Annotated in this window: 27 protein-coding genes and 1 other annotated feature; of the genes, 13 read left to right on the top strand and 14 right to left on the bottom strand. The window is 36.3% G+C overall.

Going from position 1 to position 25730, the window contains the following annotated elements; all coding sequences use genetic code 11:
* The first annotated feature begins 952 nt into the window (after positions 1 to 952).
* Positions 953 to 2470 (top strand): coproporphyrinogen III oxidase, encoded by a 1518-nt coding sequence (locus ACFQU5_RS20300; protein WP_390292081.1) that lies wholly within the window; start codon positions 953 to 955, stop codon positions 2468 to 2470.
* 134 nt (positions 2471 to 2604) lie between these two features.
* Here the strand turns inward: ACFQU5_RS20300 and ACFQU5_RS20295 are convergent, their stop codons facing one another.
* Both ACFQU5_RS20295 and ACFQU5_RS20290 read right to left on the bottom strand, forming a co-directional pair.
* Entirely contained in the window at positions 2605 to 2817 is a 213-nt protein-coding gene (locus tag ACFQU5_RS20295; protein ID WP_390292079.1) for a hypothetical protein, read from the bottom strand.
* Positions 2818 to 2833: 16 nt separating this feature from the next.
* Positions 2834 to 3010 (bottom strand): DUF2642 domain-containing protein, encoded by a 177-nt coding sequence (locus ACFQU5_RS20290; RefSeq protein ID WP_390292077.1) that lies wholly within the window; start codon positions 3008 to 3010, stop codon positions 2834 to 2836.
* Positions 3011 to 3176: 166 nt separating this feature from the next.
* Between ACFQU5_RS20290 and ACFQU5_RS20285 the strand changes: the two genes are divergently transcribed.
* The 4 genes from ACFQU5_RS20285 to ACFQU5_RS20270 all read left to right on the top strand — a co-directional run bounded on the left by ACFQU5_RS20285 (position 3177) and on the right by ACFQU5_RS20270 (position 7848).
* Positions 3177 to 3872, top strand: a complete 696-nt coding sequence (locus ACFQU5_RS20285) for a glycosyltransferase family 2 protein (RefSeq protein ID WP_390292075.1) — start codon at positions 3177 to 3179, stop codon at positions 3870 to 3872.
* Positions 3865 to 5007: a glycosyltransferase gene (locus ACFQU5_RS20280; RefSeq protein WP_390292073.1), complete on the top strand. Its 1143-nt coding sequence runs from the start codon at positions 3865 to 3867 to the stop codon at positions 5005 to 5007. Before ACFQU5_RS20285 ends, ACFQU5_RS20280 begins: the two co-directional genes overlap by 8 nt.
* Positions 5004 to 6068: a polysaccharide pyruvyl transferase family protein gene (locus tag ACFQU5_RS20275; RefSeq protein WP_390292071.1), complete on the top strand. Its 1065-nt coding sequence runs from the start codon at positions 5004 to 5006 to the stop codon at positions 6066 to 6068. Before ACFQU5_RS20280 ends, ACFQU5_RS20275 begins: the two co-directional genes overlap by 4 nt.
* A 370-nt stretch (positions 6069 to 6438) precedes the next feature.
* Positions 6439 to 7848, top strand: a complete 1410-nt coding sequence (locus ACFQU5_RS20270; protein ID WP_390292069.1) for a tetratricopeptide repeat-containing diguanylate cyclase — start codon at positions 6439 to 6441, stop codon at positions 7846 to 7848.
* A gap of 271 nt (positions 7849 to 8119) precedes the next feature.
* On the opposite strand, the gene ACFQU5_RS20265 is transcribed toward ACFQU5_RS20270, so the two are convergent.
* Positions 8120 to 8737 (bottom strand): PH domain-containing protein, encoded by a 618-nt coding sequence (locus tag ACFQU5_RS20265; RefSeq protein ID WP_390292067.1) that lies wholly within the window; start codon positions 8735 to 8737, stop codon positions 8120 to 8122.
* 224 nt (positions 8738 to 8961) lie between these two features.
* Here ACFQU5_RS20265 and ACFQU5_RS20260 point away from each other — a divergent pair, with 224 nt between their 5' ends.
* Positions 8962 to 9750 (top strand): HAD family hydrolase, encoded by a 789-nt coding sequence (locus tag ACFQU5_RS20260; protein ID WP_390292065.1) that lies wholly within the window; start codon positions 8962 to 8964, stop codon positions 9748 to 9750.
* Positions 9751 to 10683: 933 nt separating this feature from the next.
* Here ACFQU5_RS20260 and serA read toward each other — a convergent pair.
* Complete coding sequence (serA, locus tag ACFQU5_RS20255) at positions 10684 to 12303, bottom strand: phosphoglycerate dehydrogenase (protein WP_390292063.1); 1620 nt, start codon at positions 12301 to 12303, stop codon at positions 10684 to 10686.
* 148 nt (positions 12304 to 12451) lie between these two features.
* Positions 12452 to 12689, bottom strand: a binding site (T-box leader).
* A 388-nt stretch (positions 12690 to 13077) separates the two neighbouring features.
* On the opposite strand from serA, the gene ACFQU5_RS20250 reads away from it, so the two are divergent.
* Both ACFQU5_RS20250 and ACFQU5_RS20245 read left to right on the top strand, forming a co-directional pair.
* Complete coding sequence (locus ACFQU5_RS20250) at positions 13078 to 14724, top strand: FAD-binding dehydrogenase (RefSeq protein ID WP_390292061.1); 1647 nt, start codon at positions 13078 to 13080, stop codon at positions 14722 to 14724.
* 70 nt (positions 14725 to 14794) lie between these two features.
* Complete coding sequence (locus ACFQU5_RS20245; RefSeq protein WP_390292059.1) at positions 14795 to 15577, top strand: enoyl-CoA hydratase; 783 nt, start codon at positions 14795 to 14797, stop codon at positions 15575 to 15577.
* 38 nt (positions 15578 to 15615) lie between these two features.
* On the opposite strand, the gene ACFQU5_RS20240 is transcribed toward ACFQU5_RS20245, so the two are convergent.
* Positions 15616 to 15801: a YhzD family protein gene (locus ACFQU5_RS20240; protein ID WP_390292057.1), complete on the bottom strand. Its 186-nt coding sequence runs from the start codon at positions 15799 to 15801 to the stop codon at positions 15616 to 15618.
* A gap of 218 nt (positions 15802 to 16019) precedes the next feature.
* Between ACFQU5_RS20240 and yhaM the strand changes: the two genes are divergently transcribed.
* Complete coding sequence (gene yhaM, locus ACFQU5_RS20235) at positions 16020 to 16958, top strand: 3'-5' exoribonuclease YhaM (protein ID WP_390292055.1); 939 nt, start codon at positions 16020 to 16022, stop codon at positions 16956 to 16958.
* A gap of 63 nt (positions 16959 to 17021) precedes the next feature.
* On the opposite strand, the gene ACFQU5_RS20230 is transcribed toward yhaM, so the two are convergent.
* Positions 17022 to 17618: an SCO family protein gene (locus ACFQU5_RS20230; protein ID WP_390292053.1), complete on the bottom strand. Its 597-nt coding sequence runs from the start codon at positions 17616 to 17618 to the stop codon at positions 17022 to 17024.
* 159 nt (positions 17619 to 17777) lie between these two features.
* Between ACFQU5_RS20230 and ACFQU5_RS20225 the strand changes: the two genes are divergently transcribed.
* The gene (locus ACFQU5_RS20225) at positions 17778 to 18113 is read left to right on the top strand and encodes a zinc ribbon domain-containing protein YjdM (RefSeq protein ID WP_390292051.1); all 336 of its coding nucleotides are present in this window, start codon (positions 17778 to 17780) and stop codon (positions 18111 to 18113) included.
* A gap of 65 nt (positions 18114 to 18178) precedes the next feature.
* Here ACFQU5_RS20225 and ACFQU5_RS20220 read toward each other — a convergent pair whose 3' ends face one another.
* A complete protein-coding gene (locus tag ACFQU5_RS20220; protein ID WP_390292049.1) occupies positions 18179 to 19075 on the bottom strand; it encodes a peptidylprolyl isomerase in 897 nt (298 codons plus the stop codon).
* Between the two features lie 140 nt (positions 19076 to 19215).
* Here ACFQU5_RS20220 and ACFQU5_RS20215 point away from each other — a divergent pair, with 140 nt between their 5' ends.
* The gene (locus ACFQU5_RS20215) at positions 19216 to 19308 is read left to right on the top strand and encodes a YjcZ family sporulation protein (RefSeq protein ID WP_390292047.1); all 93 of its coding nucleotides are present in this window, start codon (positions 19216 to 19218) and stop codon (positions 19306 to 19308) included.
* A gap of 211 nt (positions 19309 to 19519) precedes the next feature.
* Here ACFQU5_RS20215 and ACFQU5_RS20210 read toward each other — a convergent pair whose 3' ends face one another.
* The 6 genes from ACFQU5_RS20210 to ACFQU5_RS20185 form a co-directional block, all read right to left on the bottom strand.
* Positions 19520 to 19705 carry a hypothetical protein gene (locus tag ACFQU5_RS20210; RefSeq protein ID WP_390292045.1) on the bottom strand — a complete coding sequence of 62 codons (186 nt, stop codon included), beginning with the start codon at positions 19703 to 19705 and terminating at the stop codon, positions 19520 to 19522.
* A gap of 89 nt (positions 19706 to 19794) precedes the next feature.
* Positions 19795 to 20277: a DUF3267 domain-containing protein gene (locus ACFQU5_RS20205; protein ID WP_390292089.1), complete on the bottom strand. Its 483-nt coding sequence runs from the start codon at positions 20275 to 20277 to the stop codon at positions 19795 to 19797.
* Positions 20278 to 20607: 330 nt separating this feature from the next.
* Positions 20608 to 21165, bottom strand: coding sequence for an HTH-type transcriptional regulator Hpr (locus ACFQU5_RS20200; protein WP_390292043.1), 558 nt, complete (start codon positions 21163 to 21165; stop codon positions 20608 to 20610).
* 166 nt (positions 21166 to 21331) lie between these two features.
* On the bottom strand, positions 21332 to 21721 hold the full coding sequence (locus ACFQU5_RS20195; RefSeq protein WP_390292041.1) for a YtxH domain-containing protein: 390 nt from the start codon (positions 21719 to 21721) through the stop codon (positions 21332 to 21334).
* Positions 21722 to 21903: 182 nt separating this feature from the next.
* Complete coding sequence (locus tag ACFQU5_RS20190; RefSeq protein WP_390292039.1) at positions 21904 to 22437, bottom strand: tryptophan transporter; 534 nt, start codon at positions 22435 to 22437, stop codon at positions 21904 to 21906.
* 137 nt (positions 22438 to 22574) lie between these two features.
* Positions 22575 to 22997: an HIT family protein gene (locus ACFQU5_RS20185; RefSeq protein ID WP_390292037.1), complete on the bottom strand. Its 423-nt coding sequence runs from the start codon at positions 22995 to 22997 to the stop codon at positions 22575 to 22577.
* A 106-nt stretch (positions 22998 to 23103) separates the two neighbouring features.
* Between ACFQU5_RS20185 and ACFQU5_RS20180 the strand changes: the two genes are divergently transcribed.
* Positions 23104 to 23844, top strand: coding sequence for an ABC transporter ATP-binding protein (locus ACFQU5_RS20180; RefSeq protein ID WP_390292035.1), 741 nt, complete (start codon positions 23104 to 23106; stop codon positions 23842 to 23844).
* Positions 23837 to 25036, top strand: coding sequence for an ABC transporter permease (locus ACFQU5_RS20175; RefSeq protein ID WP_390292033.1), 1200 nt, complete (start codon positions 23837 to 23839; stop codon positions 25034 to 25036). Before ACFQU5_RS20180 ends, ACFQU5_RS20175 begins: the two co-directional genes overlap by 8 nt.
* Positions 25037 to 25086: 50 nt before the next feature.
* Here the strand turns inward: ACFQU5_RS20175 and ACFQU5_RS20170 are convergent, their stop codons facing one another.
* Positions 25087 to 25587, bottom strand: a complete 501-nt coding sequence (locus tag ACFQU5_RS20170; protein WP_390292031.1) for a helix-turn-helix domain-containing protein — start codon at positions 25585 to 25587, stop codon at positions 25087 to 25089.
* Positions 25588 to 25730 lie beyond the last annotated feature (143 nt).

The following is a 25730-nucleotide window of genomic DNA, read 5'->3' as shown; positions in this document are numbered from 1 at the left end:
TTACGAAACTTTGCGTTGTCCATCTTAATTGAACCGCCGTATACGGAACCGTACGTACGGTGGTGTGAGAGGTCGGGAGTTCATCACTCCCTCCTACTCGATTTTGGAACCAGTACGGCATAGCTGGGTCGCGGATCATAATTAAAGTAGTTCCTCTCTGCCCCTTAATAGTGTGATTTAACGGAATGGGGCAATGACAAGCAGACTCGCTGCTCTTAAATTGTGAAACAAACGGAACGGAGCAACGACAAGCAGTCTCGCTGCCCGTAAATAGTGTAAACAAACGGAACGGGGCAACGACAAGCAATCTCGCTGCCCCTTAAATAGGGTAATCAAACGGAATGGGTTAACGACAAGCAGACTCGCTGCCCCTAAATAGTGTAAACAAGCGAAATGGGGCAACGACAAGCAATCTCACTGCCGCTAAATAGTGTAAACAAAAGGAACGGGGCAACGACAAGCAATCTCGCTGCCCCTAAATAGTGTAATCAAGCGGAACGGGGCAATGACAAGCAATCTCGCTGCCCCTAAATAGTGTAAACAAAAGGAACGGGGCAACGACAAGCAATCTCGCGTCCCCTAAATAGTGTAAACAAACGGATTAGGGGAACGACAAGCAGACTCGCGGCCCGTAAATAGTGTAAACAAGTTGAACGGGGCAACGACAAGCAATCTCGCTGCCCGTAAATAGTGAATCAAGCGGAACGGGGGAACCACAAGCAATCTCGCAGCCCCTAAATAGTGTAATCAAACGGAACCGGGCAACGACAAGCGGATTGCTACCACAAAAGGTAACAGTAAAATAATTATCAATTCCTCCACATCATTTGTTATATTAAAAAGACATGTTATAATTAACGTTTGAAATTCAAACAATTACTCGAAGCCGAGTAATTTCTCCTTTGTTGTTAACGGAAATACCTTAAATTAATAGGGAAGAGAGACATAAGCGATGAAGAAAATCGAAGTAAATGAAGTATTTAAAGAGGATTGGAACCGAGTTTTAAACCATATTGCCAATTTATTCTACGAAGATTCCAAGATTGTCGTGACGGCTGAAGATGCAGAACTATCTTTCCATTTTCAACATTCAATAGATGAAGATTATACAATCCATACTGCATGTGAATTAGCAGTGGAAGGACTAACATATACAAGTAATTATTCCATTCAGTATGAAACTGAAGGTACGGAAAAAGAACAGGGAATACGTATGAAGCGTGCCCTTTCCCATGTCATGCTCGATGTACTTGAACAATACACAGGAATGACGCAGCAGTGGGGTATTCTGACAGGAGTACGTCCGACAAAGCTTTATCATAAATATCGTCAACAGGGCATGAGCGATGAAGAAATCTATGCGATTTTAAAGAAAGACTACAGAATATCAGATTCGAAAATTGCTTTAATGCGTGAAATTGTTAAACGACAACTAGTCATAATTCCTGACTTGGATGAATTAGATAAAGAGCTTTCCGTGTATATTGGCGTACCATTCTGCCCGACAAAATGTGCCTATTGCACTTTCCCGGCCTATGCGATTCAAAGCAATCGTAAAGCAGGTCGTGTAGAATCCTTTATTGATGGATTGCATATTGAAATCCGCGCAATGGGTAAATGGTTAAAGGAGAACAATATGAATATCACTTCTGTCTACTGGGGTGGGGGAACACCTACATCCATCGAAGCAGATGAAATGGATGCTTTATACAAAACAATGTTTGAATCCTTCCCAAATCCAGATAAGATTCGTGAAATTACAGTAGAAGCCGGCAGACCTGACACAATTACTCCCGAGAAGATTGAAGTTCTCAAAAAGTGGGGAATCGACCGAATTTCAGTTAATCCACAAAGCTATACAGATGAAACATTAAAAGCAATTGGTCGGCACCATACTGTTCAGGAAACAATCGATAAATTCTGGCTGTCTCGAGAATCAGGAATGAATAATATCAACATGGATTTAATCATCGGTCTTCCAAATGAAGGTATCGAGGAATTCCAGCATTCACTAGATGAAAGTGCAAAAATGCAGCCGGAATCACTGACGGTTCATACTTTGTCCTTCAAGCGAGCATCTGAAATGACACATAATAAGGATAAGTACAAAGTGGCCGACCGTGAAACCGTAACAAAAATGATGGAGATGGCGAGCAATTGGACAGTAGAGAATGGATATGTTCCTTATTACTTATATCGTCAAAAGAATATCCTCGGAAACTTGGAGAACGTAGGTTATTGTAAACCAGGCGAAGAGAGTATTTATAATATTGTCATTATGGAAGAAGTTCAAACGATACTTGGAATTGGATGTGGAGCTTCAACTAAGTTTGTGAATCCTGAAACAGGAAAGATTACTCAATTCCATAATCCTAAAGATCCGGCAGCGTACATTATGACATTCGAAGATGCCATTGAGAAAAAAATTGACATGTTAAATGAGCTGTATTCTACGCAAATCAAACAATAAACGTTAAGGCAGAGTAACCCTCTATCTTTTATTATGCTAAAAAAAGGACCGGGCATGAATCTGCCCGGTTTTTTACTATATTTACCAATAGAGTAACTACCTACTTCATTATTTTACTTACAATATTCTTCCGTTTAATTAGCATCTACTTGGATAAAACTTACCTCTGATAACAGTACTACTACATTTCTAAACTCTCTCTCATAGTTATCAGTTGACTCGGATAACCTAAGAACGGAATTATTAACGGATAGTAGTCTCCCGCTATACAATTCTTCAGCAACCGCAACTGTTACATCCTGATTAACTAATCTACGAAGCTGGTTGTATAAATAGTTTTCAAACAACATTAGCACCTCCTATTTAGTAAGATAAACTTTTAATGCTTGTTAACGGAACATACAGTAAATGAGCAGCTGTTCTGAGAACAATGTAGTCTTCTTCGACTTCTATTAATATTCCAGTTAAACTAGAATATTCTGTTGAAATCTCAATTGTGGAACCTTCTAAAGACTTAAGAATTAAACGTAATTGCCACATATTTATCTCCTTTCTTTTGCAGTATGTTGAATTATATGTTTACTTGATAGATTGTGTTTGGGTGAACATGATGTAATTTTCATAGTTTCTTAAAAAATTTAAAAAATAAGTAGAACGCACAAACATTGTGAAATAGATTTCATAGTTTAATTGAGAGGTGATAACTATGAAGAAAAGAGAAGAAGGATTAGTTAGTTTTGTGATCCCATGCTATAATGCATCGCTTTATATAGAAGATTGCTTAAACGGTCTACTATCTCAAACTTATAAAAATATAGAAGTAATTCTTGTAAATGATGCTTCGACAGACAATACTATGGAGCTAGTAGAACAGTGGATAGAGAATACAAAACCTTCTTTTCCAACTATTATATGCAATCTTCCTGTAAATACAGGCTTTGCGGGGGCGCTCACTGCCGGCTATTTCATGAGTTCTGGGGAGTTTATCGCACTTAATGATGCTGATGATATTTCACATCCTTTACGTGTTGAAAAACAAGTAGAGTTCTTACTAAAAAATCCAGAGTATAGTTTAGTAGGAACAAATTATAGGGCGTTTAGCGATGGGAATAAAGAGAGTGGTAAAGTAGCAGATTGGCTGCATTATGGAGATTCCATTCGAAAAATATATGCTTTAGGGAAGCACTGTGTCTGCCATGGAACTATTTTATTTCACGGCAAGTATTTTGATTTACTTGGCGGACCAACCAGAAGGATCACTGGAGCAGAGGATTATGAATTTATCGTAAAATTTCTAAATGCTAACTTGAAAATAGAGAATCTAAAAGAAGTCTTGTATTACTATCGTCTACATGAAAAGCAGCGTTCAAAATTGTTTTATGGAAGTGGCAAAAGTGAATAAAGAAAGGATTTTACTTGTAATAGATGCTTTATATGTTGGTGGTACTGAAACCCATGTTTTGGGTTTGGCAAAGGAGTTAATAAAAAATAATCTGTTTGTAGCAATCGCAGCTAGGAAGGCAGGTACGTTGGTAAGTTCCTTTGAATCACTTAATTGCCCGATTTATGATATTGAATTTCCTCGTACTTTAGATCTTGAGGAAAAACTTGAAAAAGAGTTAGTGGGAAAGATTGAAAGCATTATTGAGAATGAAAACATATCTCTAGTCCACTTCCACCAATCACCCTCGGGATACTTGGCGGGTAAGGCTGCAAAAAATAAGGGAGTTGGAGCAGTTTTAACTGTACATGGTACTTATTACCCAAACCATGAAATTCGTAAACTTCTTCAATTATCCGATTCAGTTATTTGTGTTAGTCCACCGTTATGTAATTATGTAGAAACGTTTGGTATACAAAATCCTAACTTGGTCCCAAATGGTATTAATTTAGAGGAATATCCTCGAGAACCCTTATATGAAGATTTAAGAAATGAATTAAATATACCGCAAGAGTCTTTAGTCGTACTTTATGCGAGTAGGATTACTTGGTCAAAGGCCAGTGTTTGTTCGATCTTTCTAAGGGCTTGCAAGGATCTTAAATTAAATCCTATACCAAATCTTCATGTGATTGTAGTAGGCGATGGAGACAGATTAAGTGACATACAAAACTTATCGCAAATGATTGAGAAACAGTGCAAAGATTCTTTCATCCACATTGTTGGGGAACAGAGGAATATGCATGCTTATTATTCGGCTGCGGATTGTATAGTTGGAACTGGACGGGTAGCCCTCGAGGCAATGGCATCGGAAAAGCCGGTTATAGCAGTTGGAAACCATGGATATTTTGGAACTGTAAATAAGACAAATATTGATGAAGCATGGAACCATTATTTTGGAGATCATGGCTCCAAAACCTCTTGCAGCAGACATATTTTGAGGGATGAACTAAAAAAACTTTTATTAGATAAAGAAAACCTTAAGGTTTATGGAATAGAATCCAGAGAAATGGTGGAAGAGAAATTTAATATCCAAAATGTAGTAATGGATATTGTGAAAATTTACTCCGATACAATTAAAGGAGGAAGCGTAAATTGAAAAAGCTCCTATATATAGGATGGGTTGGTTTTAATAATTTAGGAGACGAATTATTATGGAACATCTTTAAAGATATTAGCGGTAAATATTTAGATAAGGATCAAATCGATATTATTCCTTCTGTACCTGGCATCGATCTAAAAAATCTCGAAAAATATAATACGGTAATTTTAGGGGGTGGTTCTCTATTATTGCCAGGGTATCTTCAGATGCTTCAAAGTGCTATCCATAAGGGTAAATCAGTCATCATATGGGGAACAGGATTAGATTGGATTGGGAAGCAAGATCTAGATTTATTAGTAAACGATAAATTACACTCCTTGGAACGGAATTTTCAACAAAAGGATATAGAAGTATTAGATGAAGTAATTGAAAAGGCATTGTTTGTAGGGGTTAGGGGTCCATTAACCAAAAAGGCAATTGAAATTATGCTTGGAAGCGACAAAGCCAAAAAAGTTGAAATTATTGGGGATCCTGGACTATTGTTGCAAGAACCGAATCCTAAAAATACCAGTGAAAAAGAAAAAGTCATTGGCATCAACTGGGGAACAACATTCAATCGTTTGTATGGGGGGAACGAGAGCTTAGTTGAGGAGCACTTAGTTGAAACAGCTAGACACTTGATCAAGTCAGAGTATAAAATCATGATCTATACTGTTTGGAAGGATGATATACCTTCTTGTGCAAGATTATACGAAAAGATAAATGACCCCAAAAATGTAACGCTTGATAAAAATCTTTATACAGAAAATGAGCTCATAGAAAAATTGTCTAGTTATCAGGCAACCATTAACTTTAAACTGCATGCAAACTTTTTATCTTTGACTGCTAATGTTCCAGCAATTGCTTTGGGGTATCGCTTTAAAGTATTTGATGCTGCAGCTTCACTTGGATTACAGCATTTAGTTGTTTCTACAGATTCACAACAACTAAGCCAAGAAGTATTGGAACGAGTGGGAATTATTGAAAAGAGTGAAGCTGTGATAATAGATCAATATCAATCCATTAAAAAGAAATTCCAGCCACGATTAGAATCAATATTCACTAGTAATTTGCTATAAAGGTTTCATATAATGAGACAACAAAACATAGAGGATTGGAGGCTTTCATTAGTTGAAATGACTTTTGAGAAGCCTCTTTATTTAATGCACGAGGGCCTCTAGTTAATTCTAAATATCATAAAGTTAGTGGGAGCCGTAACCTTTTATATCATCTGAATCTAACTTTCGTAAACTTTTAATTCAAATCTAAGGTTATAATTAACTTTATAATTCTACTTATATAGTTAAAATGGTATTGTAAATAAAAGACAGAAAATTCTATTTTGTAAGATTTTTATCTTACATTAATTGTAAATATGTAGTAAATCATGTATAAATTAATTATGATAGTTATGAGAAAAGTAGTGGGGATTGGTTAGGGAGTGATGAGTTGCAAGAACTAGAAGAATTGAAAATCACGCTGAATGCTCTAGTAAGGGAAGAGCGGTTTAATGAATTTTTTAACTTATTTGATCCAACAGCAAGCCTTGCATTACAAGAAAAAAATTACAGCTTATTGATAGATCTGAATTTAAATAGAAGTAAAATATATTACAATATAGGAGACATACAATCCTGCATTGCAGACTTAAAAAAAATTACCGAGTGGATCGATGATCATGGTACGGATGGTCAAAGAATTACCTATCTAAACACGTACGCAAGCGTTTGTGGAGAGCTCGGGAACCAAGAGAAGTATTTAGAATATCTAAATAAAGCAAAAGTATTAGCTATCGATACTAATGATATCTATTCACTATGTAAAATTTATAATAACCTAGGTGTCTATTATCTGGATAAAGAAGAACCAGATGAAGCTGTAGATATTCTTCTAAAGGCTCTAGACCTATCGAAGCAACTTGATGACGAGCAAGAAGAGGAATTAATGGTTTATGTAAGATTAAACCTGTCGAAGGGCTATACGGATTTGGGGGAATTTCAGAAAGCTGAGAAGCTTTTTGATTTTTTATTTTCTTATATTGAAGGTAAGCAAATGATCAAAACATCAATTTATGTCTTAGAATATAAGGGATTATGGTTTAAAGCCCAAAAGCGTTATGAAGAAGCAAATGAAATCCTAGTGAAAGCAAAGGAATTTGCTTCTAAAAATAATGATTATATTTTATTGGAAGAAATCAATAAAATTTTGGTAGAAGTTATTGCAGAGTTGAAAGATAAGGATCATTTAATTGCCATTCAAAAAGATTATATTGATATTCTATTAAAGCTAAAAGAAATTAATTTAAATCAAAATATAATACAGATCGAAATGACTCAAAATGAAAAACAGTATGAATCCATTTCAACAAAGGACCCATTAACAACTTGCTATAACCGTCGGTACTTTGAGGAAAATATTAAAAAGTGGTTAAAGGATGCAGAAACGACTGCCCAATTAATAGGCTTTTTCATATTGGATGTGGATTATTTTAAACAAATCAATGATCGACATGGCCATCTTGTAGGTGACGATGCTTTAAAACATATATCAAATAGAGCGAATGAGTACTTATCTGCATTTGATTGTATTTTTGCAAGGTATGGCGGGGATGAATTTGTTGCAATTGTTAAAGTTTCATCGAAGGATGAACTGATGGAAATTATTGATAATCTATTTAAACATATTTCAAATATAATCATTGAACTCGATGAAGAAAAGATTGCCCTCCAAATTAGTTTAGGTGTTAGTACAAACAGTAATGGAATGATTACGGAATACAAGGAAATCTTTAAATTAGCTGATGATGCCCTGTATGAATCAAAGCGGAATGGGCGAAATCAATATACAGTGAATGGATAAAAGGAATGGCATAAAAATGCTATTCTTTTTATTTTGCTAAAATAGTGTATCTAAAGATTACTGGCTTACACTACACTACGCATAAAGTAGTTAGCAGATAGAAAGGGAAGGGGAGTATGCGATTTTTATAAAAGGACCTGGAAGAAACAAAGCAATTGCTCATCCATCGTACCCAAATAGTCAAGCAAGTAAAAGAAGGCGATATCATACAAATAAAAAAAGATAAACCCGTGCTTGAAAAATAAAGCGTACGGGTTTTTGACGATTTTATTTAATTTCTTCTTATATAAAGCTCAAATACATCACTATAATCTTCTTTTGAGTAGTTTCTATTGCTTTCCTGTAACCAATAATTTGTAAATTCAACGATGGATTTGAAGGATTCTCCAGGGGAAGATTGACCATGTCCGGAGGATCCGAGACTTCTTGTGGCAAATTCCAGGCTATCGAACATATAGTTTCGATGCTTTTCATTTTCACGCATCATTCTTTCCATCGTAACTAGACATTTATATAAGTCCTTCGCTTTCTTTGAAAAATTTTTATGAAGACTAATACAAAAAGCCGTTTCACCAATGGTAAAGTGAATTTCAAGATCCTGATCAATTGTTCCTGCGGTTTCAAAGGAGACTTGTCGTATTGTATTAAATTTATAGTCATAGCGTTTTAATGTTCGTTTTTTGCTAACGGCAGAATCGCCGTCCATATGAATCAATGCTAGATTAGTGAAACAATATTCATCGGTCTTTGTTTTAATAAGAAAATAAATATGTTCACCTTTTTCATATAGAAGGTAAACATCAGAATCTGTTTTGTCATATTCGTATGGTTCAATTACTTTCCCAATATCCGATAGTCTTAGAGCGTCAGATGCAAACTTTTTAATCATCTTCTCTCTCCTTCTGCTTGTAGCAAATTGGTGTTTAAAGGAACATATGCTATTTTTATAGCTTGTATAACTACTATTTCAGAGAGCGTATTTTATGCAAAAAGATTAAACAAATTGATTCAGGTTAACCAATCTCTTATCCTAATAATTCTGAAAATATGGTAAAATAAAAGTGCAGCGAATGAAGGAAATGTTAGCAAATACATCAATTTAGGAGATAGGGCATGTCATTAAAAACAGTTATTTTTGATTTAGACGATACATTATTATGGGATAAGCAGAGTATTAAAACTGCTTTCGAGAAAACATGTGCATATGCACAAGAAAAATGTGAGATTGATTCTGTAGAACTTGAAGAAGCAGTACGAGTGGAAGCACGTAAGTTATATGAATCTTATGAAACGTATGATCACACTGTCCTGATTGGAATTAATCCTTTCGAGGGGCTATGGGGAACGTTTGACGATCCAACGGAATCATTTCAGAGAATGAAAGAAATTATTCCGACATATCGCAAAGAAGCTTGGACAAAGGGCCTAAAAGTTTTAGGGATTGACGACCCAACGCTTGGGGCTGAACTTGGAGAGCGGTTTGTAGAAGAACGCAAAAAGTCTCCTTTTGTTTATGAAGATACATATGCTGTGCTGGATGCACTAAAGGATAAATATCAACTGGTGTTACTTACTAACGGTGCACCAAGCTTGCAAAATTTAAAACTTGAAATTACCCCGGAGATTCGACCTTATTTTGATTATGTCATCATCTCAGGCGACTTTGGTAAAGGAAAGCCGGATGCACAATTATTCCACTATATGATGGACAAGCTAGGGATTACTGCAAGTGAAGGAATTATGGTTGGCGACAACTTAAACACGGATATTAAAGGTTCTGCAAGTGTTGGCATGAAAAATGTATGGATAAATCGTGAGGGCAATGTGAACGATACAGAAGTAATACCAACCTATGAAGTAGCATCGTTAACAGAGTTTTTGAAGCTTATCGAGAGTATATAATCGTAGCATATTGTAAGATGGATGAAAATAGTTATTTTCTCCATCTGTTTTTGTTATGTAAGTAAATGACACGAAAGAAATAGTTGTTCTTATAGGATGAAAACTACGAATCCAATGCTGATTTTACTCAAACTGTCTTTTAGACTCCTTCTATTAGACAATTCAAGCGAACACTTTTCTGAAAGTGGTCAATTGAGAGTGCTAATCGGACAAACCAGTGCGGCTCCAAGCCCGAACAGTCACGAACCCCTTGTTAATCTGACAAATCGAAGCAATGCGAAGCCTGAATTGTCACGAACCCCCTGTTAAACTGACAAATCGAAGCAACGCGAAGCCTGAATTGTCACGAAGCCCTTGTTAATCTGACAAATCGAAGCAATGCTAAGCCCGAACAGTCACGAACCCCTTGTTAATCTGACAAACCGAAGCAATGCGAAGCCTGAATTGTCACGAACCCCCTGTTAATCTGACAAATCGAAGCAACGTGAAGCCTGAATTGTCACGAAGCCCTTGTTAATCTGACAAATCGAAGCAATGCGAAGCCCGAACAGTCACGAAGCCCTTGTTAATCTGACAAATCGAAGCAATGCGAAGCCCGAACAGTCACGAACCCCCTGTTAATCTGACAAATCGAAGCAATGCGAAGCCTGAATTGTCACGAAGCCCTTGTTAATCTGACAAATCGAAGCAACGCGAAGCCTGAATTGTCACGAAGCCCTTGTTAATCTGACAAATCGAAGCAATGCGTAGCCTCAATTGTCACATAATGCCCGCTGATTATAGAACTGAATCCCAAACAGAAATATTAAAATCATAGGTTTACAGCTAAAAGTAAGCGCACGATTTTCCCACAGGACTAATGGCAAAACGGGCAACACAAACAACAATGGGATGCCTCACCAATAAATAGTGAGGCATCCCATTTCTGTTCTATTAAAGTGTAATTGCTTTTACTTCATCGATATTTTCAAGCTGTGCTACATAGTTTAAATCTTCTTCAGTTACGTCGTTGTCGATTGTAAGCATCATAATGGCTGTTCCGCCAACTTGATCACGACCTACTTGCATCGTTGCGATGTTAATATCTTTTTCAGCAAGTTTTGTTGCTACGCGACCGATTGCACCTGGTTTGTCAGTATTTTTAACATAAAGAAGGTGTCCTTGAGGAATCACGTCAACAACATAATTTTCAACTTTTACAATACGCGCGCCCAAGCCGTTTAGAAGCGTACCTGCTACAGTATGAACTTCGTTTTCAGTTTTCACTTCAACTGTTATTAGATTTGTAAAGCCTTTAGCCGTTGTAGTTTTATGTTCATTAATTTTAATGCCGATTCTTTCAGATAAGTAACGAGCATTTACGTCGTTTACATGCTCACCATGATTTTTTTGTAATAAGCCTTTTAAATTGTTTGAAGTTAAAGGACGTACATCATAGTTTGCTACTTCACCTGCATAAGAAATGTTGATTTCTTTAATTGGCTCAGTAGTTACTTGAGATAGGAAAGTACCCAATTTTTCAGCTAGTTCAAAGAATGGTTCTACTTGAGCCAGTAATTCTTTTGGAATGGATGGCATGTTAACTGGGTTCGTCACAGTACCAGTTTTAAAGAATTTAATAATATCGTTAGAAACGTCAACTGCTACAGATTCTTGGGCTTCAATTGTTGATGCACCTAAGTGAGGTGTAGCAATTACTTGAGGCAATGTTAATAGTTTGTGGTTAGTTGCTGGTTCTTCTACGAAAACGTCAAGGGCAGCACCGGCAACCTTGCCTTCTACGATTGCATCATATAAATCATCTTCGTCAATGATTCCGCCGCGAGCACAGTTAATAATGCGTACGTCATCTTTCATAATAGCGAATTTATCTTTATTTATTAAGTTGCGTGTTTCAGGTAGTAATGGTGTATGTACTGTGATGAAATCAGCAGCTTGAACAACTTCGTCTACTGTTCCTTTTGTAATGCCAAGTTCTTTTGCACGTTCTTCTGTCAAGAATGGATCATAGGCAATAACATTCATACGTTGACCTTTTGCACGGTAAGCTACTTCAGTTCCAATACGTCCGAATCCAACGACACCTAAAGTTTTATTTTTAAGTTCAACACCTACATAAGATTTACGGTCCCAAACCCCATTTTTTAATGCGTTATAGGCTTGCGGGATATGGCGAGCAAGTGATGTCATCATTGCAATTGAATGTTCTGCGGCTGAGTTTGTATTTCCATCTGGTGCATTTACAACAATCACCCCATGTTCAGTAGCAGCAGTCAAGTCAATGTTATCAACCCCAACACCAGCACGGCCAATTAATTTTAAGTTTTTAGCAGCCGCAATAATTTCGCGCGTGACCTTAGTTTGGCTACGTACTAATAGTACATGGACATCTTCGATTTTAGAGATGAGTTGTTCAGCTGTAAGACCTGTTTCAATCACAACATTTAGATTTAATTCTGTTTCTTGACGAAGAGGGAAGATTCCATCTTCACTAAGTGGATCAGCAATAAATACGTTAATTAAGTTAGTAGCAGTTGCAGTTTTTGTTACCATTGATAAAACTCTCCTTTAAATTCAATTTTACGAAAGATTTAGACAATTACGTTGACACTTGGTGTTGAATCCCATAAACCACTAAAATAATGACTACTTTTTAAAATCTCGCAAAAAATATAAAAGCCTTCCACTCCCTACATATAATGTAAGGGGCGAAAGGCTAACTTATCATACTCACGCGGTACCACCCTTATTCGTTGCCAAAACAATTTGTGCAACCTCTAAGCAAATGCGTAACGTGCATGACACGGATTGGCATACTTGAGTTTTCAGCCAATCTATTCTGGAGTGGAACCGCAATCGTAGAAAACGCTGATTTTCACCAACCATCAGCTCTCTGAAGATTTCAGGACGAACGAGCATGTCTCCGTCATAATATTTTTCGTTGATTTAATTGTTAACATCATAATCCCTATCGTTCAGTTCTGTCAACATCATTTCTTGAAAAGTTTAAAAAATAGTATGAAAAGGCTTACTTAATCAACTTATATACGAATATTATTTTATTATTAGTTGGAAATGTTCGTATTTTATGAGAACCGTCAAAATGATAAAAACCCCATGATTTCAAGAAATAGCTCGATAAGTCAGAATATTATTGCGATTAAGCTCACAATATGTGTCAAAAACTGAATTTATCATTTTGCACTAGTAACGCGATAAAGCGAATATTGCCGTTCTCCCAAAAAATAAAATACTAAAGATAAAAAGGAATCAAAAAATCAATCAAGAAATCTTTAGATAGGCGTTAAACCAAAAAGGGGTGGGTATGTGAAGTATGATGTTGTGATTGTTGGTGCCGGACTTGCAGGGTTAACAGCAGCTTGTGAACTAATCGATGCCAATAAGAATGTATTGCTGGTAGATCAGGAACCAGCAAATTCAATTGGTGGACAAGCTTTTTGGTCGTTCGGTGGCTTATTTTTGGTGGATACTCCAGAGCAGAGACGACTTGGGATTAAGGACTCCAAAGAATTGGCGTGGCAGGATTGGATGGGGACTGCCGGGTTCGATCGATTAGAAAATCAGGATAAGTGGGGCTATCAATGGGCAAAGGCATATGTCGAGTTTGCAGCCGAGGAAAAATATGAATGGTTGCGCTCACTTGGCATAAAATTTTTCCCTGTTGTTGGATGGGCAGAAAGGGGAGGCTCGCTGGCAGGCGGTCATGGAAACTCAGTCCCGCGATTTCATATTGTTTGGGGAACGGGCCCAGGAATTGTTGAACCATTTGCCAAAAAGATAGAGCAAGCATCCCAAGTAGGGAAACTTGATTATAAACCACGTCATAAAGTTGATGAACTTATTACTGCTAATGGTGTCGTGGTCGGAATAAAAGGAAAAATCCTTGAAGAAAGTTCAATAGACCGGGGACAGGAAAGTTCGCGAATAGAAGTGGCTGATTTCGAATATTATGGAGATGCTGTCATTGTGGCAAGTGGTGGGATTGGAGCAGACTTGGAGCTTGTTCGTGAAAATTGGCCAAGTAGATTGGGAAAACCGCCTATAAATATGGTCACTGGAGTACCTGCCTTTGTGGACGGTCGAATGTTAAAAATTTCCGGGAATGTAGGTGCATCTATAGTAAATCGAGATCGGATGTGGCATTACACAGAAGGGCTTAAAAACTGGAATCCAATTTGGCATAATCATGGAATCAGAATATTGCCAGGCCCTTCTTCTTTATGGTTTGACGCATTAGGCAATCGATTTAGTGCACCAAATTTTCCTGGGTTTGATACTTTAAGCACCTTGGAAGCCATCATGAAAACCGGATATGATTATTCTTGGTTTATATTAACGGAAAAAATAATTGAAAAGGAATTTGCATTGTCGGGCTCAGAACAAAATCCAGACATTACAAATAAAAGTATACAGCAAATACTTAAAAGGGTATTACCAGGCCCTCCAGCACCAGTAAAAGCCTTTATGGATCATGGGGAAGATTTTGTAATAGCAGATAGCTTAAAAGATTTAGTGGAAGGCATGAACCGTCTGGCTGGAGATGAGTTGCTTGATTTTATAAAAATAAAAGATCAAATACTGGCAAGAGATCGGGAACTGGATAATAAATTTACCACGGATATGCAAGTAATGGCGATACAAAGTGCACGACACTATTTAGGCGATAAATTAATCAGAGTTGCTAAGCCACATAAATTATTAGATGCCAATAATGGACGACTAATTGCAGTAAGATTGAATATTTTATCGAGAAAGACATTAGGTGGGTTACAGACAGACTTAAATGGACAAGTTCTTAATGAGAGGGGAACGCCAATTCAAGGATTATTCGCAGCAGGCGAGGTTTCCGGGTTTGGCGGAGGCGGCGTTCACGGCTACAGATCTTTAGAAGGGACTTTTGTCGGAGGATGCCTGTTCACTGGAAGAAAAGTCGGTAAATATTTAAGTAAATAAAGGGAAATTGCAGCGAAAAATTGAATATATTCACTGAATAGATATTCATTAAAAACATGGGGGTAAGAAAATGGCTTATGAAACAATAAAAGTAGAGATTGCCGATCGACGTGCAACTTTATCATTTAACAGACCAAACGTTGCCAATTCAATGAATCTATTAATGATGCAGGAGCTTGCAGATTGCCTGGAATTTTTAAGGGACAATCCTGAAGCTCAAATTTTGGTGATCAAAGGAGAAGGAAATATTTTCTCAGCTGGCGGCGATATAAAAATGATGGTAACTTCAGGTGAACCAAAAGACTTCGAGAACATTATGAACTATATAACTCGAATGGTTCTAGCTCTGTATCAGTTACCGATGATTACCATTGCCCAAATACGAGGTGCTGCAGCAGGCCTAGGTTTTAGTCTGGCGTTAGGATGTGATTTTATCGTGGCCGAAGAGAATAGTAAACTTGCCATGAATTTCATCGGTATCGGGTTAATACCTGATGGTGCCGGCCATTTCTTTATGAGAGAACGAGTAGGTACCCCAAAAGCAAAACAATTGATTTGGGCCGGGGATATAATGAATCCAAAAGAAGCGCATCGCTTGGGGCTTATTGATTATCAGGTAGACGAAGGAGAAGCGGAAAGTTTTGTAGACCAGTTAGTTGGGAAGTTTTTATCTTCTCCGATTTTAGCAATGCTAGAAACAAAAGAAATACTTCACGGGGAAAAAATTTCCGAGTTAACGAACATTTTAAAAAGGGAAGCAGCTGGGCAAGTGAAGATGCGCAAAACAGAAGATCACTTAGAAGGAATTAAGGCATTTATCGAAAAAAGAGCACAGCAGTTTAAAGGAAAATAAAACAAAGGCGCCCCGACTTTTCGAGGCGCCTTTCATTATTAAACATGGAATAAAATAAGTTTTCCAGTTGAGTTTACTAGGCGATGAGTTTTATTCTCCAGCCCTTTTTCTTCAATCTGTTTTTGTCCTTCAGCTTTTGCTGTTTCCTCATTTTCAAATGTCCATACTTCATCAAGTAGAATTTCCCCTGTTTTTTCAAAAGCTGTGAATCGAAAGTTTTCCATATCATCCCTACCCCTTTTATAGAAGATATAGTACATTATACAAGAAATATAGAGATAATTCATTGAAATTAGAGAAAATTCAATCTTCACAAACCCGCTGTTGATGTCTGATGTCTGAAGAAACCAGTTCTTGCGAATTTAAATCGTAACAGTCGGGTTTGCATGTTACAATAGTAGTATCAGTTTAGAACTAGTATATAAAAAGGAGTGTTTTCTATATGAAAGGAATCACACAACTCCAAGCGGGTGAACAAGTAAACCAATTTTTATTAATCAAGCAAGCTACTAAAGGAGTTACAACCGTAGGAAAACCTTTCATGACACTCATCCTACAAGATAAGAGTGGGGATATTGAGGCAAAGCTATGGGACACGAATGATGAGCATGAAAAAATGTACCGTCCTGAGGTCATTGTACAAGTTGGTGGGGAAATTCACGATTATAGAGGAAAAAACCAACTACGCATTAAACAAATCAGAATTGCGAAACCAGAAGAGGGAATTCAAATTAATGACCTTCTCCCTTCCGCTTCAACGCCGAAAGAAGAATTGTATGAAGAATTAACGCAATTCTTCTTTGAAATCAAAAATCCAAGTATTTCCCGCATCACTAGATACATTCTCAAGAAGTATCAAGCTGAAATCACTGTATTTCCGGCAGCTTCCAAAAACCATCATGATTATGCATCGGGTTTAATTGACCATGTTGTATCAATGCTGCGTCTTGGGAAATCCATTTGTGATTTATATCCTTCTTTAAACCGTGATTTAGTTTATGCAGGTGTAATTTTACATGATATCGGAAAAGTAAAGGAACTAACTGGTCCAATTGCTACTACTTATACAGTAGAAGGGAATTTACTTGGCCATATTTCGATTATGGTTGATGAAATTGGCCAAGCTGCAAAAGAATTAAACATTGATGGAGAAGAAGTGGTAATTCTTAAGCATATTGTATTGTCCCACCACGGAAAAGAAGAGTGGGGGAGCCCGAAGAAACCAATGATTCAAGAGGCTGAAATCCTTCACTATATTGATAATATCGATGCCAAAATGAACATGCTAACAAGAGCGTTGGCCAAAACGAAACCGGGTGAATTTACAGAAAGGTTATTCCCGTTAGATAACCGATCTTTCTATAAACCAACATTTGAATAGGAAATTATACAAGGCACTCAACATATGAGTGCCTTCTAAGTGCTGACAAACCTTGCAGTATAACTAGCTTTTTCGTTTTGCTTGCTGTAGTAAACTCTTCAAGTCATTCACTATTTCCTCGGTAGGAATTTGACTATAGCCATCATAGGATTTAACGACTGTTCCGTTCTGATCTACAAGAAAATACTTAATATCATGGACGACATCTTCCGAGCCCCTCAACTTTTTTACGACCGTATTAAAAGATTGTAGTGCAAATTGGGTCATTTCCGTTTGCTCGTAACCTGTTAGCAACTCCCATTTCGTTTCATTTTCTATGGGATAGTAGGATAAATAGTTACTTAAAACTTCTGGTGTATCATAAGCAGGATCTACCGAAAACCCAACGATTTTATAATTTTCAATACCTTCTTTTTCAATCGCCGTGTGTACATCTACCATATTGGAAGTCATAGGAGGGCAGACTGTGCTACAGCGAGTGTAGATAAACATGGCAAGCCAAGGAGTCCCGTTCAAACTTCCTAAGGATATTTGTTCGTTTCGATGATTGGTGTATTCAAAAGCTTTTACTTCAAAATCATGTTCTGCCTCAAATTTCGTAGAGGAACATCCAGAAAGAATGGCAAGACAAACTAAAAAGGTAAAATAAATTCTTTTCAAAAATAACACACCTTCTTTTAAATCTTAGTTTGTACAAAAATGATAAATTTTTGTCCTTTAAAAAGAATTTGGGTGCGTGATATTTAGAATTAATAGATGAAAGATAGGGTTTTCTATATAATTAAGACTTGACTTAAATAGAGAGTGAGGAGAATAGATTTGAGTTTGCCAAATTGCCCTAAATGTAATTCGGAGTATACATACCAAGACGGAGAGCTCTGTGTGTGTCCAGAATGTGCCCATGAATGGACGATGGGAGAAGAACCGCTTGAAGCAGAATTATTAGTTGTAAAAGATGCAAATGGAAATGTTTTAGCAGATGGTGATACAGTATCGGTCATTAAAGATTTAAAGGTAAAGGGAAGTTCTTCTACTCTGAAAATCGGGACTAAAGTGAAAAATATTCGACTTGTTGATGGAGATCATAATATTGACTGTAAAATTGATGGGTTCGGAGCGATGAAATTAAAATCAGAGTTTGTTAAGAAAATCTAGATTGAAAAAAAAACGCGTAAACTTAGTTTACGCGTTTTGCATCTTAAATTAGCAGTTATCTCAGCTTATTTTTCAGAAGTTTCTGTTTCTGTTTCTGTATCTTCTGTTGCAGCTTCAGCAGTTAAATAAGTATCTAAAGCTTCTTTTAAATCCTCGTCTTTGATATCTACATCAGCATCTTTTAATAATTCAGTGATTTTAGCTGCAAAATCACCTTTTGTTGCAGCAATTGCTTCTTTAATTTCTTCTTTTTTCTCTTCTAAAGTACCATAATCTTCAACTTCACGCTTGTCCGTTACTTCGATAATATGATAACCGAATTCTGATTTTACTGGTTCACTAACTTGGTTTAACTCAAGTGCGTAAGCAGCATCATTGAATTCGTCAACCATGGAACCAACTGTAAACCATCCTAGTTCTCCACCGTTAGAAGCAGAACCATCAGAAGAGTATTCTTTTGCTAATGCTGCAAAATCACCGCCAGCTTTTAATTTTTCAACTACAGTGAAGGCAGTCTCTTCGTCGGCAACCAAGATATGACGAGCATTTAGTTCATATTTAGCTTGGTTATAATATTCTTCGATTTCTTTATCTGTTACTTCTACATCTTTAGTAGCCTTTTCTTGTAAAAGTTGGAAGCGTACATTATCTTTAAATGCTTCTTCTGTTAAACCATTTTGTGCTAAAACGGCATCAAAAGATTCACCATATTGTTCTTTTACAGAACTGAATTGTTCGTCAATTTCTTCATCTGTAACTTTGTAATTATTTTCTAAAACTTGTTCAACAACAACTTGCTCAAGTAATGCTTTTCCAGCAAGTGATTTTATTTCTTCATAAAATTGATCTTTTGTAATATCACCATAAGTTGAGGATACTACTACTTCATCGCCAGAATTACTACAAGCTGCTAAAGCGAAAACAGAAGTAGCCAGTGTCAGTGCTAAAAATGGTTTTTTCATGTGTTTATACTCTCCTAACTTCGATTGAAATCAATAGTAACTATATCATAAACGCTTCAAAAACAAAATGGTTGCGTGTTTGTTTGCCTAAGCAGGGTTTGCACGCAAGCATAATATAGATTTTGAAAGGGGGTGTCGTAATGGGAAATAGCTATGGTGGTGGAAATGGCTTCGCTCTATTGGTTGTATTGTTCATCCTATTAATTATTGTTGGTGCAGCATTTATGTACTAATTAATAGATAACAATATGTAACGAAACAGACAGGGAGCTAAAGGCAGCAGCCTTTAGCTCTTTTTTGGTGCTTAGAAAGATAAGCTTCCATATCTCATTAAGTTCAACTATCGCTAATTCCTTTTGTTAGCGAATAGCTATGATTCTAAATCTAATTGATCTTTTCCAAATACCTTTAATGTCCCCATAAACCAAAATGGATTACAAGTCACTACAATGCTACATACACTTCAACATAAAATGATACTAATAAAATTGTGATTAATATATTTATAGTTCGGAAAATTTTTTCGTGTTTTTCTTCTGGTATATCTTTCTGCGTGACTAATGCATACGTCATTCGATTAATTTGGAATAAATAAAATACTGAGAATAGCACTACAACTAATAGTAGCAAGTCTATTCCTCCCCTCTTTCACTTCCTTTAAGGATACAAAAAATGTCAATATAACACAAGTAAATGGACCGATTGCGTATGCTCCTAGCTTAAAAAATTGTTGGAACCAATATTTCGCAGCCCCTTGGTGTTTCTTCAATAACAGAATTTTTTGGTGCATGGATTAAATTTTTAATATACAAAAAGTCGATAAGACAAATACTGCAATGGAAAGCCAATAATAAGCACGACAAATGAGCGTATTCCTTATAAGAAACAGCAACAAATATAAGTACACCATTAATAATAACAAATGGCGCAAGTAGAGTGATGACATAGCGTTTCTTTGGGATGATTGATTTTATTCGCATTCTTATGATTGGTATGAACCTATATTCGACTTTAAGTCTTAATTTTACCGACTTTCTATATTCGAATAATGAATAATAGTGCAGGAGCTTGTGGATTGGATAGATTAGCACAAAACAAAGTGCAAATAACCAAAAAAAATCATCTCGATAAAATGTTGGATGAACACGACCCAATGCTAGAAACGATATAGAAAAAACAATTATAAATAAAGAAATAGCCATAATTGTTAGCCATGTAGAACCATATTCCTTTTTTATGTTTATTGTTTTCCAACAATGCAAGATGGACGACCCCTTTTTAGCAGATTTAAGAAAAATTTTTAGTTAATATTCCGCAAAATTAAACAATTGATTTATTATATTTTGAACAAATAATTTTATTTTAACTAACTTTTGCAGTGAAAATATTGTAAATGATATGAAAGGGAATTGCTACTCTATTTAGGAAAAAATTTCTCCGCTAAAAAAGAAAAAGAGTGTATCGCTACACTCATAATAATCCTTGACATTCAATTTAGTATTTCATACAAGCAAGCGTAAATTGTATAAACTTTATCTTTTTACGATCAGTTGTTGATTATCGTTTTCAACAATAGAGTCTTTGAAGTTTTTAAAAGAACGTTCGAATATTTCGATAAAATCTTCACCATAAATGTTACGAATGACAGCCATAACATCTAGGAACTCGGGGAATCTTCCGTATAGCTCTTTTAATGCTAGAGATCCATCAAGGATTGAATGATGTGTATCGTAATAATGGTCGTACATTTCCAAAATCAAGTCAGAGCCTTTTACAGTAAGCTCAACGTACGTATTACGTTTGTCGTCATCACGTTTTGAAAACTCTAAATAGCCTCGCTCCTCAAGTTTTTTCGAGAAGTTAAAAGCAGTTGAAACGTGCATTACACCAAATCTAGCAACATCTGAAATTGAGGCTCCTTTTAAGTGAAACGCAATCCATAAAATGTGGTGTTCATTGATGTTTAAATCGTAAGGCTTAATCCATTGCTGCCAATCTTTTTCAACCGCTTTCCATAATGCTTTGGAGAGTTGTGCAATTCGTTGACTATAAAGCATTGCTTCCTTCATAGTGTAGGAATTTTCTGACAAAGCAAACACCTTCTTTCATTTACATTATGAAAATATTATAGCAGTAAAAGAAAAAAGTTTAAAGTTAGAAAAATTAAATAATTGAATTACGGTGAAAAAATGTTATAAATTAGTAAAAATAGGTTGAATTCTACTCAAATAATATCCATTATTTAGGGATATAGCATTACTCAGTTTCTTCTTCTTTCTTCTTTTTATTATTTAAATCTGATAAATTATTCTCGATTTCTATAATAGATTTCTGTAAACCATCTATTTCTTCTTTTAACTTCGCTGTATCTGGTTCAATTTCTTGTGTAAATCTTGAAATGGAGTGTTTTAATTCGTTCATTATTTCGGGGATATTATTTTTCACTTCATTTGTTATTGTTGTAATAGAGTCTTTAACACTTCTAGAATGATGTTTCACGTCTCCAAGATACGATTTAGCCACTTTAGAATTTTTTGCGATATTCGATCTAAGTTGTTTTCCTGATTGAGGTGCTGTTAATAGCAATGCTGTAAGTCCACCAATAACTCCCGCTGATAGTCCGATTAAAAAAGGTTTTGCCTGCATTTATTCCACTCCTTTAGATATGTAACGTACTAAATACATTATAGCCTTGAATATAAAATTTCCTATTCTTACCCATATTAAACCATGAAATCAACATTTTAAAAAGAACTACAAGAGCTGAGGATTTATGGAGCAACAAAAAAGTGTAGGCAAAGTCGGTTTAAACTTTGCCTACACTTGTATTATGCTTGTGACACAGATGTTTTGAAATTTGCTCGTTTTAATAGATTCGTAATAATTGGGTAAATGATGATAAAGGCAATAGAATTTAATACAACACCAGGTAGTACAACGGCTACAAATAATGCACCGAATGCCGCTCCTCCAGGTAAACCTACTAATAACATTGCCATTGATAGGAAGATAGTTCCCGAAAGGATTGTACATACTGCAACAAGTGCTGTGCCTGCTGCAACCTTTTTAATGAGCTGTCCCACCACCATTACAATCAAAAAGAACACCATACCAGTTACCAATTTATCAATGATATTTGGGAAAAAACCACCCGGGAATGTTGAAAAAAGACCAGAAAGAACGCCCGTTGTAATTGCTAATAAGAACGTTTCCTTAAAAGTCGGGAATAACAGGATCCCTATAAACATCATTGTTAGCATAAAATCGGGTTTCATTCCTTCTCCATAGCCCGGAATAATCAGATAAAGTGCTGCACCTACACCAACTAAAAGTGCCATTAAAACCAAGTTTTTCGTATTCATTTCTAAACTCTCCTCTACAATTCTATACTCTTGGATTCCTAACGTGCACTCATTGCCGTTAGCGAAACTTACATTGATTTTAATCTCTAAAGATATATTTTGCAAGCTCATGTAATAGAATACTACTATTAGTATTCCTATTTTAGATTCTCTTTAATTTGTGCTGCCACGGATTGAAGGACATCAGGTGTGAAATCTTCTTGCTTTGTTTCCCATTTAACCTTTAAGCCGTCCTTTTCATCATAACGTGGAATGAAGTGCAGATGATAGTGGAACACCGTTTGACCTGCAAAAGCTCCATTATTATTAATGGTATTCAGACCTTGTGGCTGGAAGGCCGCCTTAATTGCATTTGCAATTTTAGGTGCAGCGGCGTAAAGGTTTTTAGCCACGTCTTCCGGCATTTCAAATAGGTCTTGTACATGCTGCTTTGGAATAAGTAATGTATGACCTTTTGTAAGAGGAAAAACATCCATAAATGCATAGACGTTTTCATCTTCATACACTTTAGTGCTTGGAATGGATCCATCAATAATTTTACAGAAAATGCAATCGCTCATTTGGAACATCCTTTCAAAAACATTTTAAAGTAATTTTAACATATGAGAACTGATTCTATTCACAATTTTTGTTAAACTGAAGAAAGAATGGAGTGACTAAAAAATTATGACAGTTCTAGAACTAACAGACGTTACAGGTGGTTATACAAGAAAACCAGTTATTAAAGAATTATCTTTTTCAATCGGTGAAGGAGAGCTGGTAGGTTTAATCGGTTTGAATGGTGCTGGGAAAAGTACAACGATTAAGCATATTATCGGAACACTCCTGCCTCAAAAAGGAGAAATTCGCTTAAATGGAGTGACTTTAAATGAAAATCTTGATAAATACCGCTCTTCATTTTCCTATATTCCTGAAACACCCGTTTTATACGACGAACTTACACTAAAAGAACATCTAGAGTTAACAGCAATGGCTTATGGTATCGATGCACAAACATTGGAATCACGCTCACAAGGACTACTGAAGGAATTTCGCATGGAGAAAAGGTTAAATTGGTTTCCCTCCCATTTCTCAAAAGGTATGCGTCAAAAAGTAATGATTATGTGTGCCTTTTTAGTAAATCCACAATTATATATCATTGACGAACCATTTGTAGGGCTAGATCCGCTTGGGATTCAATCGTTGCTTGACCAAATGGATGAGAAGAAAAAGGATGGAGCTTCCATCCTCATGTCTACGCATATATTATCGACAGCGGAAAAGCATTGTGACCGGATTATTTTATTACATGAAGGCCGAGTGCGAGCTCAAGGAACGATGAATGATCTTCGACGCGCCTTCCAAATGCCAAATGCTACTTTAGATGACCTCTATATCGCCATGACAAAGGAGCAAGACCATGAATAATTTGCAGGAGGTATGGTCAAAGCGATTTAATCACTATATGACGGAAGTGCAAAAATATATGCGCTTTGTGTTCACGGGGCATTTGGCAATCGTGCTGGTCTTTGTCATCGGGGCAGTAGGCTATCAATATAGCGAGTGGTTAAAGGAGGTAGCGGAGACTTTTCCCGCAGAGTGGATTGTAGCAATCGTGATCGGTTTCATATTAGCTTTGAGTCGTCCAGTTACTTTGCTCAGAGAACCTGACCAAGTGTACTTATTACCATTGGAGTCAAAAATGTCTCGCTATTTTAATAGTGCGCTTAAATGGACATTTTGGTCACAGATGGGACTTGCTTTCATTATTTATATCGTAGCAATGCCATTATTGAAAACCGTAACGGAATTAGCTCCTGGGAAAATTTGGTTAGGCCTAGCGATTATCATCGTTTTAAAGTATTTGAATGTACACATCGAATTTAACTATCGATATGCCAATCGTGGGGCCAGCTTAACTATAGATCGAATTACTCGAGGAATTCTTTCTATATTAACCGTTCAATCTGCTCTTACCGAGGGGTATTCCTATGTGATCATTTTTATCGTCTTATTATTTGTCTATAATCGTACCCTTGCAAAAAGAGTGAAATTGCAGCCAATCCCTTATGAGCATTTTGTAAAGGTGGAGCAAAATCGCATGATGGGCTTTTATCGATTTGCCAACTATTTTACAGACGTTCCACATTTACAAGGATCCATCAAAAGAAGAGGTTGGTTGAATTTCATCTATTCCATTGTGCAATACGGCCCAAAAAGTACACAAAGCTACTTGGTGTACCGTACGTTTATCCGAACGGATGATCATTTTTATTTATGGGTTCGTTTAACAGCCATCTCAGGTTTAATCGCATTGTTTGTTAATATTCCGATTGTTACATGGATTGTTGCAGCAGCTTTGGCATTTGCGACAACGATTCAATTAAAATATGCTTTATTATCATCAGGCGAATTCCGTATGGACCGACTTTACCCTGTTGATGGTGCTCAAAGGAAAAATGCTGTGCGCAAAGTGCTGCGGCTCTTTATGGTCGTACAAGCTATCATTGTAATGCTTTGTTCTCTTGGACAGCCGCTATTCTTTGTAACGGGTATAATCGTTATTGCTATAAGTGAACTAACTTTCCAAATGACAAAGGACCCTTCAATCGAATACTAATAAAAATGGAGTACTAAAGCTTGTAATTTTGCTTTAGTACTCCTTGCTTTTTATAAAGTAGAAACTAGCAGAAATTGTACTTCTTCGTCGCTATTATTCCACCAATAATGATTGCGAGTGGATTCGAGCATCATCGAATCCTTTTCATGCAGCTCTCTTATTTTACCTTCCAATGAAATGGTTAGCGTCCCTTTAATGACATAGATAAATTCATGGCCATAGTGGGTAAATTCGCTGCCCACGTTTTCCTTTGGTTTTAAAGTAACAAGTATAGGGTGGAAGGAAGCTTGAGTTATGTTGTTTGAAAGATCATCATAATAGAATGGAAATATTTTTTCTCCGAAACTTTCATTCTTGGAGTCGGAAAAAAATATACTTGGATTGACATGTAATGCATCACTGATTTTCCTTAATGATTCTAGGGTGACATTACACTTATCCCGTTCAACTTGAGATAAAAAACTGATCGACACACCTGTCTTTTCAGAAAGGGATTTAAGTGTCATCTTCTTTGTTTTTCTAATTTTTCGCAAGATTTCACCTATGGTCATGCGCAACACGTCCTCTACTAAGCTACCAAAATTATACTCCAGAAAAGGAAGTTGCTCAAAGAAATAAAACTGTTGACTGAAAATTCTAAAGTATGTAATAATTCTCTTAATAAATTTAAGTGTCACTTAAATAGGGTCCCTGC

It is taken from the genome of Ureibacillus sp. GCM10028918 (assembly GCF_042666115.1).
Lineage (GTDB): Bacteria > Bacillota > Bacilli > Bacillales_A > Planococcaceae > Ureibacillus.
Note: the sequence above shows the minus strand (reverse complement) of the source record. Positions and strands in the feature narration are given on the sequence as shown.